General features: G+C 43.4%; 13 protein-coding genes. All 13 read right to left on the reverse strand.

Annotated features, from left to right (window positions below; genetic code table 11):
• Nucleotides 1–161 (reverse strand): GTP-binding protein (locus tag H5164_RS19560; protein ID WP_310736155.1); only part of this gene is annotated, 161 nt, incomplete at its 3' end.
• Between the two features lie 69 nt (nucleotides 162–230).
• A complete protein-coding gene (fusA, locus tag H5164_RS19565) occupies nucleotides 231–2,327 on the reverse strand; it encodes an elongation factor G (protein ID WP_124017692.1) in 2,097 nt (698 codons plus the stop codon).
• A 79-nt stretch (nucleotides 2,328–2,406) separates the two neighbouring features.
• Nucleotides 2,407–2,877 (reverse strand): 30S ribosomal protein S7, encoded by a 471-nt coding sequence (gene rpsG / locus H5164_RS19570; protein WP_011635636.1) that lies wholly within the window; start codon nucleotides 2,875–2,877, stop codon nucleotides 2,407–2,409.
• A gap of 82 nt (nucleotides 2,878–2,959) precedes the next feature.
• A complete protein-coding gene (gene rpsL, locus H5164_RS19575; RefSeq protein ID WP_101033703.1) occupies nucleotides 2,960–3,334 on the reverse strand; it encodes a 30S ribosomal protein S12 in 375 nt (124 codons plus the stop codon).
• Between the two features lie 177 nt (nucleotides 3,335–3,511).
• Complete coding sequence (rpoC, locus tag H5164_RS19580; protein ID WP_124017693.1) at nucleotides 3,512–7,738, reverse strand: DNA-directed RNA polymerase subunit beta'; 4,227 nt, start codon at nucleotides 7,736–7,738, stop codon at nucleotides 3,512–3,514.
• An 82-nt stretch (nucleotides 7,739–7,820) separates the two neighbouring features.
• Nucleotides 7,821–11,852, reverse strand: a complete 4,032-nt coding sequence (gene rpoB, locus H5164_RS19585) for a DNA-directed RNA polymerase subunit beta (RefSeq protein WP_124017694.1) — start codon at nucleotides 11,850–11,852, stop codon at nucleotides 7,821–7,823.
• A 234-nt stretch (nucleotides 11,853–12,086) separates the two neighbouring features.
• The gene (rplL, locus tag H5164_RS19590; protein ID WP_124017695.1) at nucleotides 12,087–12,452 is read right to left on the reverse strand and encodes a 50S ribosomal protein L7/L12; all 366 of its coding nucleotides are present in this window, start codon (nucleotides 12,450–12,452) and stop codon (nucleotides 12,087–12,089) included.
• Nucleotides 12,453–12,506: 54 nt separating this feature from the next.
• On the reverse strand, nucleotides 12,507–13,007 hold the full coding sequence (rplJ, locus tag H5164_RS19595; RefSeq protein ID WP_124017696.1) for a 50S ribosomal protein L10: 501 nt from the start codon (nucleotides 13,005–13,007) through the stop codon (nucleotides 12,507–12,509).
• A 274-nt stretch (nucleotides 13,008–13,281) separates the two neighbouring features.
• Nucleotides 13,282–13,983, reverse strand: a complete 702-nt coding sequence (gene rplA, locus H5164_RS19600; protein ID WP_124017697.1) for a 50S ribosomal protein L1 — start codon at nucleotides 13,981–13,983, stop codon at nucleotides 13,282–13,284.
• Nucleotides 13,984–13,987: 4 nt separating this feature from the next.
• Entirely contained in the window at nucleotides 13,988–14,416 is a 429-nt protein-coding gene (gene rplK, locus H5164_RS19605) for a 50S ribosomal protein L11 (protein ID WP_124017698.1), read from the reverse strand.
• A 128-nt stretch (nucleotides 14,417–14,544) separates the two neighbouring features.
• A complete protein-coding gene (nusG, locus tag H5164_RS19610; RefSeq protein WP_124017699.1) occupies nucleotides 14,545–15,096 on the reverse strand; it encodes a transcription termination/antitermination protein NusG in 552 nt (183 codons plus the stop codon).
• Nucleotides 15,097–15,106: 10 nt separating this feature from the next.
• Nucleotides 15,107–15,478 (reverse strand): preprotein translocase subunit SecE, encoded by a 372-nt coding sequence (secE, locus tag H5164_RS19615; protein WP_011635627.1) that lies wholly within the window; start codon nucleotides 15,476–15,478, stop codon nucleotides 15,107–15,109.
• 268 nt (nucleotides 15,479–15,746) lie between these two features.
• Nucleotides 15,747–15,816, reverse strand: a 70-nt coding sequence (locus H5164_RS20225) for a hypothetical protein (RefSeq protein WP_198552046.1), incomplete at its 5' end; no start/stop codon positions are given.

Below are 15,816 nucleotides of genomic sequence, written 5' to 3' on the forward strand. Positions count from 1 at the left end.
GGAGCGTTATCGATTTGAGCGAAGTTTTTAACTTCACCACCATAAGTTTTAGACAAAACGGCAGAGATTGCTGCTGTTAAAGTTGTTTTACCATGGTCAACGTGACCGATGGTGCCCACGTTTACGTGAGGCTTAATACGTTCAAATTTAGCTTTTGCCACGATATATTCCTTTCTTTTCAGAAGTGCTCGATTAATTCGAGCAATATAACATTGATGCCGTAACCAATATTAGTTACGAGATTCTATAATCGCTTTTGCAATGTTTTGCGGTGCATCTGCGTACTTCAAGAACTCCATAGAGTATGAAGCACGACCCTGAGATGCAGAGCGCAAATCAGTTGCATAACCAAACATTTCAGATAGAGGCACTACTGCGTGGACAAGTTTAACACCTGCGATGCCATCGTCCATACCTTCGATTATGCCACGACGGCGGTTTAAATCACCCACTACGTCGCCCATATAATTTTCAGGTGTAGTCACTTCTACTTTCATACAAGGTTCGAGCAACACCGGAGACGCTTCAAGCGCCCCCTGTTTAAAGCCCATAGAACCTGCAATTTTGAATGCCATTTCGTTCGAGTCCACATCATGATATGAACCATCAAATAAACTGACTTTCACGTCAAGTACAGGATAGCCGGCTAAAACGCCGTTTTTCATCTGTTCTTGAATACCTTTATCAACGGCAGGAATGAATTCACGAGGAACTACACCGCCTACTATTTCGTTAACAAATTCATAGCCAGAACCCTCTTCGAGAGGTTCAATTCTTAACCAAACATGACCAAATTGACCACGTCCGCCAGATTGACGTATGAACTTACCTTCCACTTCAACTTTAGAACGAATTGTTTCACGGTAGGCTACCTGTGGTTTACCTACGTTACACTCTACACCAAACTCGCGACGCATACGGTCAACGATAATGTCTAAGTGTAATTCGCCCATACCAGATATCAGTGTTTGTGCCGATTCGTCATCAGTCTCAACTTTGAATGATGGATCTTCCGCTGCTAATTTTTGCAGCGCAATCCCCATTTTATCTTGGTCGGCTTTTGAACGAGGCTCAACGGCAATGGTAATTACAGGTTCAGGGAACTCCATGCGCTCAAGAATCACTCTGTGATCATTATCGCAGAGAGTATCACCGGTTGTTACATCTTTAAGACCGATAGCAGCCGCTATATCACCAGCACGTACTTCTTTCAGTTCTGTTCGGTCGTTTGCGTGCATTTGCACAATACGCCCTACTCGCTCACGTTTCTGCTTAACAGAATTATAAACACCAGAACCTGATTCAAGCACACCTGAATACACGCGGATAAAGGTCAGTGTACCAACAAATGGATCAGTCGCAATTTTAAATGCTAAGGCCGCAAAAGGGGCATTATCATCGGGTGGGCGTTTAACTTCGTTTTCGCTGTCATCAATACCGGTAATTGCAGGTACATCATTAGGCGCTGGTAAGAAGTCAACTACCGCATCGAGAACCGCTTGCACACCTTTGTTCTTAAATGCAGAACCACAAGTTGCTAATACGATCTCATTGTTAATTGTGCGCTGACGCAACGCTGTTTTGATCTCGACTTCTGATAACTCACCTTCTTCAAGGTACTTGTTCATCAGTTCATCAGAGGCTTCAGCTGCTGCTTCCACGAGATACTCATGCATCTCTGCCGCTTTTGCTGCTAGATTTGCAGGAATGTCTTCATAAGTGAATGTCATCCCCTGATCTATTTCAGACCAGTTAATGGCTTTCATCTTAATTAAATCAATAACACCCTTGAAGTTCTCTTCTGCACCAATATTTAAATGAATTGGTACACAAGTCGCACCAAGGCGATTACGAATTTGATTTATTACACGGTCGAAATCTGCACCTGCACGGTCCATCTTATTAACAAATACCAGACGCGGAACGTGGTATTTATCAGCTTGACGCCATACGGTTTCAGATTGTGGTTCAACGCCTGACGAGCCGCAGAATACTACTACAGCGCCATCGAGAACACGTAATGAACGCTCGACTTCAATAGTGAAGTCTACGTGACCTGGGGTATCGATGATATTAATACGGTGTTCAGTGAACTGAGCTTCCATACCGCGCCAAAAAGTTGTTACTGCAGCAGAGGTGATAGTAATACCACGCTCTTGCTCTTGTACCATCCAATCTGTCGTGGCGGCGCCGTCATGCACCTCGCCGATTTTATGAGACATACCGGTATAGAACAGAACACGTTCTGTTGTGGTAGTTTTACCTGCATCCACATGAGCAACAATACCGATATTTCGATAACGCTCAATTGGGGTTATACGAGCCACTATTTATACCCTCTCAGCTAAAACTTTTGGTTTTAGCAATATCAACAATATGGAGCGGACCGAAGTCCGCTCCATCATATTACCAACGGTAATGAGCAAAGGCTTTGTTAGCTTCAGCCATGCGATGCACGTCTTCACGCTTCTTAACCGCAGTACCTTTGTTTTCAGACGCATCTAGCATTTCACCTGCTAGACGTAAAGCCATAGATTTTTCACCACGTTTGCGAGCAGCTTCAACTAACCAGCGCATCGCTAGTGCGTTACGACGCACTGGACGAACTTCACATGGTACTTGATAAGTAGAACCACCAACGCGACGAGATTTAACTTCGACTGATGGGCGAACGTTATCAAGAGCTGCTTCAAGGATACTTAAATGATTTTCGCTTTTCTTTTCAGCGACAACATCTAGTGCCTTGTAAATGATTTTTTCTGCAGTCGACTTTTTGCCGTCCTGCATGATGACGTTGATGAACTTAGCCAACAACTCACTGTGAAACTTTGGATCTGGTAGGATTTTACGTTGTCCTACAACGCGACGTCTTGGCATATTAATTCTCCGTATGCTTCAGGTATTTCCAAAACTGGAATGTCAAATAAATACTAGCTTGGCCTTACTTAAACGGGATACGTTAAGACTTAGGACGCTTAGCACCGTACTTAGAACGGCCTTGGCGACGTGAAGTCACGCCAGCACAGTCTAATGCGCCACGAACAGTGTGGTAACGCACACCTGGTAAGTCTTTAACACGACCACCACGGATTAGGATTACACTGTGCTCTTGCAAGTTATGGCCTTCACCACCGATATACGAAGTTACTTCGAAACCGTTAGTTAAGCGCACACGAGCTACTTTACGTAGTGCAGAGTTAGGTTTTTTAGGTGTTGTAGTGTACACACGAGTACAAACACCACGTTTTTGTGGGCACGCGTTCAACGCAGGCACATTAGTCTTTTCGACTTTTGGCGCGCGTGGCTTACGTACCAACTGGTTAACAGTTGCCATGTATAGCTCCGACAGTTGATTCAAGCTCAACAATTAGGTGTGAAAAATCTATATCCCACAATGGTGGGACGCGGAATTTTAGAAAGGTAATGGCAATCTGTCAAGAAATAGCCAACTTTTCATGCAAATTCCAATAAAAAAGGCGCCAATGGCGCCTTTTTTTAACAAAAAACTAACTTAATCTTGGCCACCGGCCAAGTTTAGTAGATCTGCTAGGTTCTGTTCAGCTTCGCTTGCAGTAACAGTTGTAGCTGCTACTTTGCCACGAGAACTTAACACTTTAGCGCGTTCTTCGTTACGGGTCTTGTGATAAGCATAACCAGTACCAGCTGGGATCAAACGACCAACGATTACGTTTTCTTTCAGACCACGTAATGGATCGCTCTTACCGCCAACGGCCGCTTCAGTTAACACACGAGTGGTTTCCTGGAACGATGCTGCAGAAATGAATGATTCAGTAGCCAAAGACGCTTTGGTAATACCGAGTAATTCACGTTCAAACGTTGCAGGTGTTTTACCTTGAGCGATTAACTCACGGTTAGCAATCTTCACGCGTGAAACTTCTGCTTGCTCACCTTCTAAGAATTCAGTGTCGCCTGTTGAAGTGATCAAACACTTACGTAACATTTGACGAATGATAACTTCGATGTGCTTATCGTTGATCTTAACGCCCTGTAGACGGTAAACATCTTGTACTTCGTTCACAATGTAGTTTGCTACGTTGTGGATACCACGAAGACGAAGAATGTCGTGTGCCGCTTCTGGGCCGTCCGCTATAACTTCACCACGTTCGACTTTTTCACCTTCGAACACGTTTAAGTTACGCCACTTAGGGATCATCTCTTCATAGTGATCACTACCATCGGCTGGCGTAATCACTAGACGACGCTTACCTTTAGTTTCCTTACCGAACGAGATAGTACCTGAGATTTCTGCAAGAATTGCAGGCTCTTTCGGCTTACGCGCTTCGAATAAGTCAGCAACACGTGGTAGACCACCGGTGATGTCACGAGTTTTAGACGATTCTTGTGGAATACGTGCTAATGGATCACCAACGTTGATTTTCGCGTTATCGTCTTTCGACACAATCGCGTTACCAGGTAAGAAGTATTGAGCTGGTACTTCAGTACCAGGGATCATTAAGTCGTTACCATTGGCATCAACTAAGCGAATAGCTGGACGCAATTCTTTACCGGCTGAAGTACGCGCACCAACATCGAGCACCACAACAGAAGATAAACCCGTTAACTCGTCAGTTTGGCGAGTCATAGTTACGCCATCGATCATGTCAACGAACTTCACGCTACCGGCAACTTCAGAAATAATTGGGTGAGTATGTGGATCCCAGTTTGCGATGATTTCGCCAGCTGCAACTTCACTTTCTTCCAATTTCTCTAATACGGTACCGTAAGGTACTTTATAGCGCTCTTTCTCACGACCTAGCTCATCGATGATAGCTATCTCAGAAGAACGAGAAACAATTACAAGCTTACCGTCGATATTTGAAACATGCTTAGCATTGTGTAACTTCAGAGAACCCGCGTTCTTAACTTGAACGTTGTTTTCTGCAGAAGCTCGAGATGCCGCACCACCAATGTGGAACGTACGCATGGTTAGCTGTGTACCAGGTTCACCAATAGACTGCGCCGCAACAACACCAATCGCTTCACCGTGGTTAATAATATGACCACGAGCCAAGTCACGACCGTAACATGCCGCACACACACCAAAGTCTGTGTCACAGGTAATAACAGAACGTACAATGACTTCGTCGATACTGTGTTCTTCTAACGTATTACACCATGCTTCATCAAGAAGTGTGTTGCGTGGAGCAAGCACTTCATCTGTACCTGGCTTCATTACGTCAAGCGCAACCACACGACCTAGAACACGTTCACGTAATGGCTCAACAACATCACCACCTTCAATAAGCGGTTTCATTGTTAGACCATGCTCAACACCACAGTCATCTTCAATAACAACTAAGTCTTGTGCAACGTCTACTAAACGACGAGTCAAGTAACCCGAGTTAGCTGTCTTCAATGCTGTATCGGCAAGACCTTTACGCGCACCGTGAGTAGAAATAAAGTACTGAAGTACGTTTAGACCTTCACGGAAGTTAGCCGTAATTGGTGTTTCGATGATTGAGCCATCTGGCTTAGCCATCAAACCACGCATACCTGCTAGCTGACGGATCTGTGCAGCACTACCACGAGCACCTGAGTCAGCCATCATATAGATGCTGTTAAACGAAGCTTGTTGCTCAGGTACACCATCACGGTTAATCACTGTCTCAGTAGACAAGTTTTCCATCATGGCTTTAGAGACTTTTTCGTTCGCGCTTGCCCAGATATCGATTACTTTGTTGTAACGCTCACCAGCTGTTACAAGACCTGACTGGAACTGCTCTTGAATTTCAAGCACTTCAGCTTCAGCGTCTGCAACTAAGGTGTATTTCTCGTCAGGAATAACCATGTCATCGATACCAACAGAGGCACCAGAAATGGTTGCAAAACGGAAACCGGTATACATCAATTGGTCAGCAAAGATAACAGTATCTTTAAGACCTAGTTGACGATAACAAGTGTTCAACAGCTTAGAAATCTGTTTCTTACCCATGTTTTGGTTAACCAAATCATACGATAAGCCTTCAGGCAAAATTAATGATAAAAGAGCACGACCAACAGTCGTATCAATGATACGAGTTGCTTTAGTTCTTTCGCCATCTTCTGCGATGTTGGTTTCGGTAATACGCACTTTAACGCGAGCATGTAGTTCAGCAACACCAGTAGCGTAGGCTTTTTCTACTTCTGACACATCAGCGAATGCCATACCTTCACCGCGACCGTTAATACATTCACGGCTGGTGTAGTACAAACCTAATACAACGTCCTGAGACGGCGTAATTACTGGCTCACCGTTAGCAGGTGACAAAATGTTGTTGGTTGACATCATTAGCGCACGAGCTTCTAACTGAGCTTCAAGCGTTAATGGTACGTGAACCGCCATTTGGTCACCGTCGAAGTCGGCGTTGTATGCCGCACAAACTAACGGATGCAATTGAATTGCTTTACCTTCAATCAGTACAGGTTCAAATGCTTGAATACCTAGTCTGTGAAGTGTTGGTGCACGGTTAAGCATTACTGGATGTTCACGAATCACTTCGTCTAACACATCCCATACTTCAGCCTGTTCGCGTTCAACCATTTTCTTAGCAGCTTTGATAGTCGTGGCTAAACCACGCGCTTCTAACTTGCCGTAAATAAATGGTTTGAATAGCTCAAGCGCCATCTTCTTAGGAAGACCACACTGATGCAGACGTAAAGTAGGACCTACGGTAATTACCGAACGGCCTGAATAGTCAACACGCTTACCAAGTAAGTTCTGACGGAAACGACCTTGCTTACCCTTGATCATATCAGCAAGAGATTTAAGCGGACGCTTGTTAGAACCGGTAATAGCACGACCGCGACGACCGTTATCTAATAGCGCATCAACTGACTCTTGTAACATACGTTTTTCGTTACGTACAATAATGTCAGGCGCAGCTAAATCTAACAGACGCTTTAAGCGGTTGTTACGGTTAATCACACGACGGTAAAGATCGTTAAGATCTGATGTCGCGAAACGACCACCATCTAACGGCACTAATGGACGTAGATCAGGTGGAAGAACCGGTAATACTTTTAAGATCATCCACTCTGGCTTGTTGCCAGAAGTGAAGAATGCTTCCATCAATTTAAGGCGTTTAGTCACCTTTTTACGACGGGTTTCAGAGTTAATTGAAGGCAACTCTTCACGCATTTGCTCGATCTGTTCAGCTAAATTGATAGCACGTAGCAATTCAAGAACTGCTTCAGCACCCATTTTAGCTTCAAACTCGTCACCGTATTCTTCTAACGCATCAAGATACGTTTCTTCGGTCAGCATTTGGCCGCGCTCAAGCGTGGTCATACCAGGCTCGATAACAACAAATGATTCGAAATACAGTACGCGTTCAATATCACGCAACGTCATATCTAGCATTAAGCCAATACGTGACGGAAGTGATTTTAAGAACCAAATGTGGGCAACTGGACTAGCCAGATCAATGTGACCCATGCGCTCACGACGCACTTTAGTCTGGGTAACTTCTACGCCACACTTTTCACAAATAACACCACGGTGCTTCAAACGCTTGTATTTACCACACAAACATTCGTAATCTTTAACCGGACCAAAGATACGCGCACAAAACAAACCTTCACGCTCAGGCTTGAATGTACGGTAGTTAATGGTTTCTGGCTTCTTTACTTCACCAAAAGACCAAGAACGGATTAGATCTGGCGAGGCCAAACCAATTTTAATACCGTTAAATTCTTCAGTCTTACTTTGCTGTTTAAGAAACTTTAATAAGTCTTTCACGTTTCTCTCCTGAAGGAGTTAAACCAGGTGCTTTGCTGCTGCAAAGCACCCTTGGTTACCAAACATTGCTTAAGTGCGATGCTTACTCTTGGTCCAACTCGATATTAATACCAAGTGAACGAATTTCCTTCAACAATACGTTGAAAGACTCAGGCATGCCAGGTTGCATCTGATGGTTACCGTCGACGATGTTTTTATACATCTGAGTACGACCGTTAACGTCATCTGATTTAACTGTTAGCATTTCTTGTAGAGTATAAGCAGCACCATATGCTTCAAGTGCCCACACTTCCATCTCACCGAAACGCTGACCACCAAACTGAGCTTTACCGCCCAATGGTTGTTGAGTCACTAAGCTGTACGAACCCGTAGAACGAGCGTGCATCTTGTCATCAACTAAGTGGTTCAATTTAAGCATATACATGTAACCAACGGTTACTTTACGCTCAAATTCGTTACCGGTACGGCCGTCACATAATGTCAACTGGCCAGACTCAGGTAAGCCTGCAAGAGCAAGCATTTGCTTGATCTCTTTCTCTTTAGCACCGTCGAATGCTGGTGTAGCAATTGGAATACCACCTTTAAGGTTGGTAGCCAAGCGCACAACTTCATCATCAGTAAACGAATCGATATCAACGCGTTGAAGCACGTCATCACCTAATTCATAAACTTGTTTGATGTAACCACGAAGTTCGGCAATTTCACGCTGCTCTTCAAGCATAGCAGTAATTTTATTACCGATACCCTTAGCTGCTGCGCCCATGTGGACTTCAAGTACCTGACCGATGTTCATACGCGAAGGTACGCCCAATGGGTTAAGTACGATGTCTACAGGATTACCTTCTTCATCGTATGGCATGTCTTCAACAGGACAAATCTTCGAGATAACACCTTTGTTACCATGACGACCTGCCATCTTGTCACCAGGCTGGATAGTACGTTTAACTGCAAGGTAAACCTTAACAATTTTCAATACACCAGGTGCCAAGTCATCACCTTGGGTGATCTTGCGACGCTTGATTTCAAATGTCTTATCGAAGTCTGCTTTAAGCTCTTCATGCTGTTCAGCTAACTGCTCTAATTCAGTTTGTTTTGCTTCATCGTCGATAACTTGGATTAATACGTCTTTACGTGGGATCTCAGCTAACTTAGCTTCAGAATAACCTACAGACAATAACAAGTTACGTGCACGGCCCAATACGCCTTCTTCAAGGATCTTGAACTCTTCACCTAAGTCTTTACGAGCTTGGCGAACATGCATTTCTTCAATTTCAAGCGCACGCTTATCTTTCTCAACGCCGTCACGGGTAAATACCTGTACGTCGATGATGGTGCCTTTGACTGAGTTAGGAACACGTAATGAGCTGTCCTTAACGTCAGAAGCTTTTTCACCAAAAATAGCTCGGAGTAGTTTCTCTTCTGGAGTTAACTGTGTTTCACCCTTAGGTGTCACTTTACCCACAAGAATGTCGCCACCCTTCACTTCTGCACCAATATAAACGATACCTGATTCATCTAATTTAGATAAAGCAGACTCACCTACGTTTGGAATATCAGCAGTGATTTCTTCGCTACCCAATTTAGTATCACGAGCAATACAAGAAAGCTCCTGAATATGGATAGTAGTAAAACGATCTTCTTGCGCTACGCGCTCAGAAATTAAGATCGAATCTTCGAAGTTATAACCGTTCCAAGGCATGAACGCGATGCGCATGTTCTGACCAAGCGCCAAATCACCTAAATCGGTAGATGGACCATCGGCCAATACATCGCCACGAACCACTGGCTCACCAACAGAACAACAAGGACGTTGGTTAATACAAGTGTTTTGGTTTGAACGGGTATATTTAGTTAGGTTGTAAATGTCGATACCGGCTTCACCTGCGTGTAGCTCATCTTCATTTACTTTAACTACGATACGGCTAGCATCAACATAATCAACCACACCGCCACGTTTAGCAGCTACAACCACACCAGAGTCAACAGCAAGAGTACGTTCAATACCCGTTCCGACTAACGGCTTATCAGCACGTAAAGTAGGTACTGCTTGACGTTGCATGTTTGCACCCATCAATGCGCGGTTAGCATCATCGTGTTCTAAGAACGGAATTAATGATGCTGCAACAGAAATAATCTGCTGTGGAGATACGTCCATATACTGAACATCGGCTGCGCGCATAAAGGTAGACTCACCTTTGTGACGACAAGCGATTTGTTCTTCTGCCATACGGCCATCAGCATCAACTTCGATGTTAGCCTGAGCAATAACATAACGACCTTCTTCGATTGCTGATAAGTATTCAACATCATCAGTAATCACACCATCAACCACTTTGCGGTAAGGTGTTTCTAGGAAGCCGTAAGAGTTAGTGCGCGCAAAACTTGCTAACGAGTTGATTAGACCAATGTTTGGACCTTCAGGGGTCTCAATTGGACATAAACGACCGTAGTGAGTTGGATGTACGTCACGAACTTCGAAACCAGCACGCTCACGAGTCAAACCACCTGGGCCAAGCGCAGAAATACGACGCTTATGCGTCACTTCTGATAGCGGGTTGTTTTGATCCATAAACTGTGACAATTGTGAAGAACCAAAGAATTCTTTCACTGCCGCAGAAATTGGCTTAGCGTTAATCAAGTCTTGTGGCATTAGCTCGTTTAAATCGCCTAAAGATAGACGCTCACGAACAGCACGCTCAACACGGACTAAACCAACACGGAACTGGTTTTCAGCCATTTCACCAACGCTACGAATACGACGGTTACCTAAGTGGTCAATATCGTCGACCTCATCATAACCATTACGGATTTCGATGATTTTCTTCATAACAGATACGATGTCTTCTTTAGACAACACACCGTTACCTTCGTCTTCTGCAATCTCAAGACGACGGTTGAACTTCATACGACCTACTTTAGATAAGTCATAACGTTCTTCACTGAAGAATAGGTTTTGGAATAAACCTTCAGCAGCATCTTTGGTTGGTGGCTCGCCAGGACGCATCATACGGTAGATTTCAACTAAAGCTTCTAAGCGGTTAGTTGTTGAATCAATGCGTAATGTGTCAGCAATATAAGCACCATGATCAAGATCATTGATAAACAAAGTATCAATATTCTTAATACCAGCAAGTGATAACTTAGCTAAATCTTCTAAGGTAATCTCGCTGTTTGCGGTCACTAAAACTTCACCGGTATCTTCATCGATGTAGTCTTGAGCAGCATACTTACCAACAATATAATCTACTGGCACTTCTAGCTCAGTCGTGTTGGTTTTTTCAAGTTGCTTAATGTGACGCGCAGTGATGCGACGACCAGCTTCAACTAATAAAGAGCCTTCAGCATCTTTAATGTCATAGCCAGCAGTTTCACCACGTAGGCGGTCAGGCACTAGTGACATCACTAATGAGTCTTTTTTAATCTTAAACTCGATACGCTCAAAGAATAAATCGAGGATATCTTGAGTAGAATATTCAAGCGCTCGTAAAATGATAGTAGCCGGTAATTTACGACGACGGTCAATACGAACGAATAGAGCATCTTTAGGATCAAATTCAAAGTCAAGCCATGAACCACGGTAAGGAATAATACGTGCGTTATACAGCACCTTACCAGAAGAGTGGGTTTTACCACGGTCATGATCAAAGAACACACCTGGAGAACGGTGTAACTGAGACACGATTACACGCTCTGTACCGTTAATAACGAAAGTACCGTTATTAGTCATCATAGGTATATCACCCATGTAGACTTCTTGCTCTTTAATGTCTTTAACAGTGCCAGCAGCAGCTTCACGGTCAAACAACACCATGCGTAATTTAACGCGTAGTGGTGCCGAATAAGTAACACCGCGGATCTGACATTCTTTCACATCAAAAACTGGCTCACCTAGCTTGTAGCTGACATATTGCAGCTCAGAATAGCCAGAAAAGCTCTTGATAGGAAAAACGCTACGGAATGCAGCTTCTAAGCCACGCTCACCCGTAGGGTCTTGATCGGTGAACTTCTTAAAAGAGTCTAACTGGATAGACAATAAATAAGGGATGTCCAAAACTTTTGGACGCTTACCAAAGTCTTTGCGAATACGCTTCTTTTCAGAATAGGAGTAAACCATGGGTTTCCTCTGCTTACGAGATGTGACCAAGACTGAAATAATTTAATTAAATCAGCACGTTTGCCCATCACCGTTGATGGCAAGAACCTAACCAGTAATCTCTGCTAGGGACTGCTAAAACTGGCGACAAACGGTGAAAAAAAATCGCCTGCGCATAAAGCGCAAAAAAGGCCGACGGTTAAAAAACCGCCAGCCTTCACCCAATTACTTGGGTGATGCAAGCTAAATTATAGCTTACTTAACTTCAACAGAAGCACCAGCGGCTTCTAGATCAGCTTTAAGAGTTGCAGCTTCTTCTTTAGACACAGCTTCTTTAACTGCGATTGGAGAAGATTCAGCCATAGTTTTAGCTTCTTTTAGGCCTAAACCTGTAGCGCTACGAAGTGCTTTAATAACAGCAACTTTGTTTTCGCCATGAGAAGTAAGAACTACGTCAAATTCTGTTTGCTCTTCAGCAACAACAGCATCGCCGCCGCCTGAAACTACTGCAGCAGCAGCAGAAACGCCGAATTTCTCTTCCATAGCTTCGATTAGTTCAACTACTTCCATTACAGACATTGCTGCAAAAGCTTCTAACATTTGGTCTTTAGTGATAGACATTAGAAATATTTCCTATTGTTCTGAATTCAATTTTATTAAGCTGCCTGCTTATAATTAAGCGGCGTCTTGTTTTTGATCGCGAAGGGCGGCCAATGTACGTACGAATTTGCCAGCAGATGCTTCTTTCATAGTCATCATCAACTGAGCTAGTGCTTCGTCGTAAGTTGGTAGTTTCGCTAAACGATCAATATCAGCTGCAGGGATAAACATCCCTTCGAAAGCTGCACCTTTAACTTCAAATTTTGCTTGACCCTTAGCGAAGTCTTTTAAAAGACGCGCTGCAGCACCTGGATGCTCGTTAGAGAAAGCTATTAAAGTTGGGCCAGTGAACGTTTCTGCTAGGCACTCAAAAGCTGTACCTTGAACTGCACGACGAGCAAGAGTGTTACGTACTACACGTACAAACACACCATTTTCGCGAGCAGCTTTACGCAGACCGGTCATAGCACCTACAGTTACGCCACGTGAATCGGCAACAACTGCAGAAAGTGCACCTTTGGCAGCTTCGTTGACTTCAGCCACAATTGCCTGTTTGTCTTCGAGTCTTAATGCCATTGGCTTTACTCCTGGATTCTACCTAGGGAATTCCCTAGAATTTACCAAACTAAACACAAATGTGTTTAGTTACTTACGGTGCAGATTTTCCAGTAAAAAAATTTAGCTGGGGCCTGACACCGTCTACGCTGGAAATTAAGTTAACCTTACGATTAACACCTGCGGTCTTGGACGGAAACCGGCTCTAATATACAAAAAATGATTCACTTATGTATAAAAGCGGCTTCAACCCACAAAGTGCGCGCATTATAGACTAATACGCGCGCTTTGTATATTACTTAACTTCGTCCAGAGAACCCTGGTCGATAGCTACACCTGCACCCATAGTGGTAGAGATGCTAATCTTTTTCACGTAAATGCCTTTAGCAACTGCAGGCTTAGCCTTTTTCAGTGCTGACACTAACGATTCTAAGTTTTCTTTCAACTGTTCAGTAGTGAATGTAACTTTACCGATAGTTGTGTGGATAATACCATTTTTGTCGTTTCTGTAACGAACTTGACCTGCTTTGGCATTCTTAACTGCTTCAGCAACGTTTGGCGTTACTGTACCAGTTTTAGGGTTAGGCATTAAACCACGAGGGCCTAAAATTTGACCTAACATACCAACAACGCGCATTGCATCTGGAGATGCGATAACCACGTCGAAGTTCATTTCGCCAGCTTTAACTTTTTCAGCTAAATCTTCCATACCCACAAGTTCTGCGCCAGCAGCGATAGCAGCTTCAGCGTTTGCACCTTGTGTGAATACAGCAACACGAACATCACGACCAGTACCATGTGGAAGTACAGTAGCACCACGCACGTTTTGATCTGATTTACGAGGATCGATGCCTAGATTAACAGCTACATCAACACTTTCAACAAACTTAGCAGTCGCTAATTCTTGTAAAAGTACTACAGCTTCGCTGATGTCATACAATTTTGTTGCATCAACTTTTTCGCGGATAACGCGAGCGCGCTTAGTTAGCTTTGCCATTATATTAGTCCTCTACTACCAAACCCATTGAACGTGCAGTACCTTCAATTGAGCGAGTCATCGCTTCAATATCAGCACCAGTCATATCAGCGGCTTTAGATTCAGCAATTTCCTGAACTGCGCTACGCTTAATAGTACCTACTTTTTGAGTATTAGGACGGCCAGAACCTGATTTCAGACCTACTGCTTTAAGCAATAAGAAAGATGCAGGTGGAGTCTTAGTTTCAAAAGTGAAAGAACGGTCGTTATATACAGTGATAACAACAGGAATCGGCATACCTTTTTCGAACTTTTCAGTACGAGCGTTGAATGCTTTACAGAATTCCATGATGTTCACACCTTTTTGACCTAAAGCAGGTCCAACTGGTGGAGACGGGTTTGCAGCACCGGCTGCTACTTGTAGCTTGATATAAGCTTCAATTTTCTTTGCCATGTCGACATTTCCTCTATTTGGGTTCAAACGCATCTTGGCGACATGCCAATACGCTCCCCTGAAAACAACGGGTGCGAATTATATAAAAATACGCACCCGCAAACAATATATATTTGTAGTTATTTTAATCAGCTCTTTTCGACTTGATTAAAATCGAGTTCTACTGGTGTTGAACGACCGAAAATCATCACCGAAACTTTAATACGGTTCTTTTCATAATCGACTTCTTCGATTGTACCGTTAAAGTCAGCAAATGGACCGTCACAAACGCGAACCACTTCACCAGGCTCATACATAATACGATGAGTTGGAGACTCAACAGTATCTTGTAGACGCTGAAGAATTGCATCAGCTTCTTTGTCAGAAATCGGTGCAGGGCGATCCGATGTTCCACCGATAAAGCCCATTACACGTGGAATGCTTTTGACTAAGTGCCAGCTGTCATCGTTCATTTCCATCTGGACCAATACATAACCAGGGAAAAATTTGCGTTCACTTTTACGGCGTTGACCTGCACGCATTTCAACAACTTCTTCAGTAGGAACTAAAATCTCACCAAAGTATGCTTCCATGTTATGCATTTTGATATGTTCCAGCAGTGTTTTAAGCACACGGCCTTCATAGCCTGAAAAGGCTTGGATCACATACCATCTTTTTTTCGCTTCTGTAACTTCAGTCATTTTCAGATGCCTATACGCCAGTAATTAAATTGACTACTCGTAACAATATAGCATCTAATCCCCAAAGGATTAATGCCATTACTGCAGTAGCTGCAAGTACAATAAAGGTAGTGTTTAGCGCCTCTTGGCGAGTTGGCCAAACGACTTTGCGCACTTCAATATGTGCTTCACGAGCAAAAGATTGCGCCTGCTTTCCCTTACTTGTCTGCAGTGCAATGATACCTGCAATAGCAAAGGCAATAATTACCCCAGCAACACGAGCTACAACATTAGCATCTGCATAAAATTGATTGCCTATAACAGCAGTAGCAATAAGCAATGCTGCTATGCCCCACTTAACGATATCCAAAGAATTACTCTGGTTTTCAGTATTTGTTGTCATCGGTTAATTCCGTTACTCACTACGACCTGGGCTTAGCTTGGTAAACAACATATTCACCAAATCCACATTTCCGAACTTTCCCGGAAAATGCATAAGCACAGGGTCAAAAATCGGCCATAGATTGTATTCTTATTCAGCTTTGTTCGCAACAATACAGGTAAAGTAAGATTAACAAATCAATCAAAAAATCGATTTTTATTGCTATCTTTACCCTAAAAATAAAAAAGGAAGCCTAAGCTTCCTTTTTTAGTGTTCACTAAAGTCGCTATTACGCGATGATTTTAGCTACAACACCTGCACCAACTGTACGGCCACCTTCACGGATAGCGAAACGTAAA

The organism is Shewanella sp. SG41-3 (genome assembly GCF_014164545.1).
GTDB lineage: Bacteria > Pseudomonadota > Gammaproteobacteria > Enterobacterales > Shewanellaceae > Shewanella > Shewanella vesiculosa.

What these genes read in the sequence shown, in the direction of transcription:
- rpsG (WP_011635636.1), bottom strand. Translation starts at nt 2,877, where the DNA reads ATGCCAAGACGTCGCGTTGTAGGACAACGTAAAATCCTACCAGATCCA.
- rpsL (WP_101033703.1), bottom strand. Translation starts at nt 3,334, where the DNA reads ATGGCAACTGTTAACCAGTTGGTACGTAAGCCACGCGCGCCAAAAGTC.
- rpoB (WP_124017694.1), bottom strand. Translation starts at nt 11,852, where the DNA reads ATGGTTTACTCCTATTCTGAAAAGAAGCGTATTCGCAAAGACTTTGGT.
- rplL (WP_124017695.1), bottom strand. Translation starts at nt 12,452, where the DNA reads ATGTCTATCACTAAAGACCAAATGTTAGAAGCTTTTGCAGCAATGTCT.
- rplJ (WP_124017696.1), bottom strand. Translation starts at nt 13,007, where the DNA reads ATGGCATTAAGACTCGAAGACAAACAGGCAATTGTGGCTGAAGTCAAC.
- rplA (WP_124017697.1), bottom strand. Translation starts at nt 13,983, where the DNA reads ATGGCAAAGCTAACTAAGCGCGCTCGCGTTATCCGCGAAAAAGTTGAT.
- rplK (WP_124017698.1), bottom strand. Translation starts at nt 14,416, where the DNA reads ATGGCAAAGAAAATTGAAGCTTATATCAAGCTACAAGTAGCAGCCGGT.
- nusG (WP_124017699.1), bottom strand. Translation starts at nt 15,096, where the DNA reads ATGACTGAAGTTACAGAAGCGAAAAAAAGATGGTATGTGATCCAAGCC.
- secE (WP_011635627.1), bottom strand. Translation starts at nt 15,478, where the DNA reads ATGACAACAAATACTGAAAACCAGAGTAATTCTTTGGATATCGTTAAG.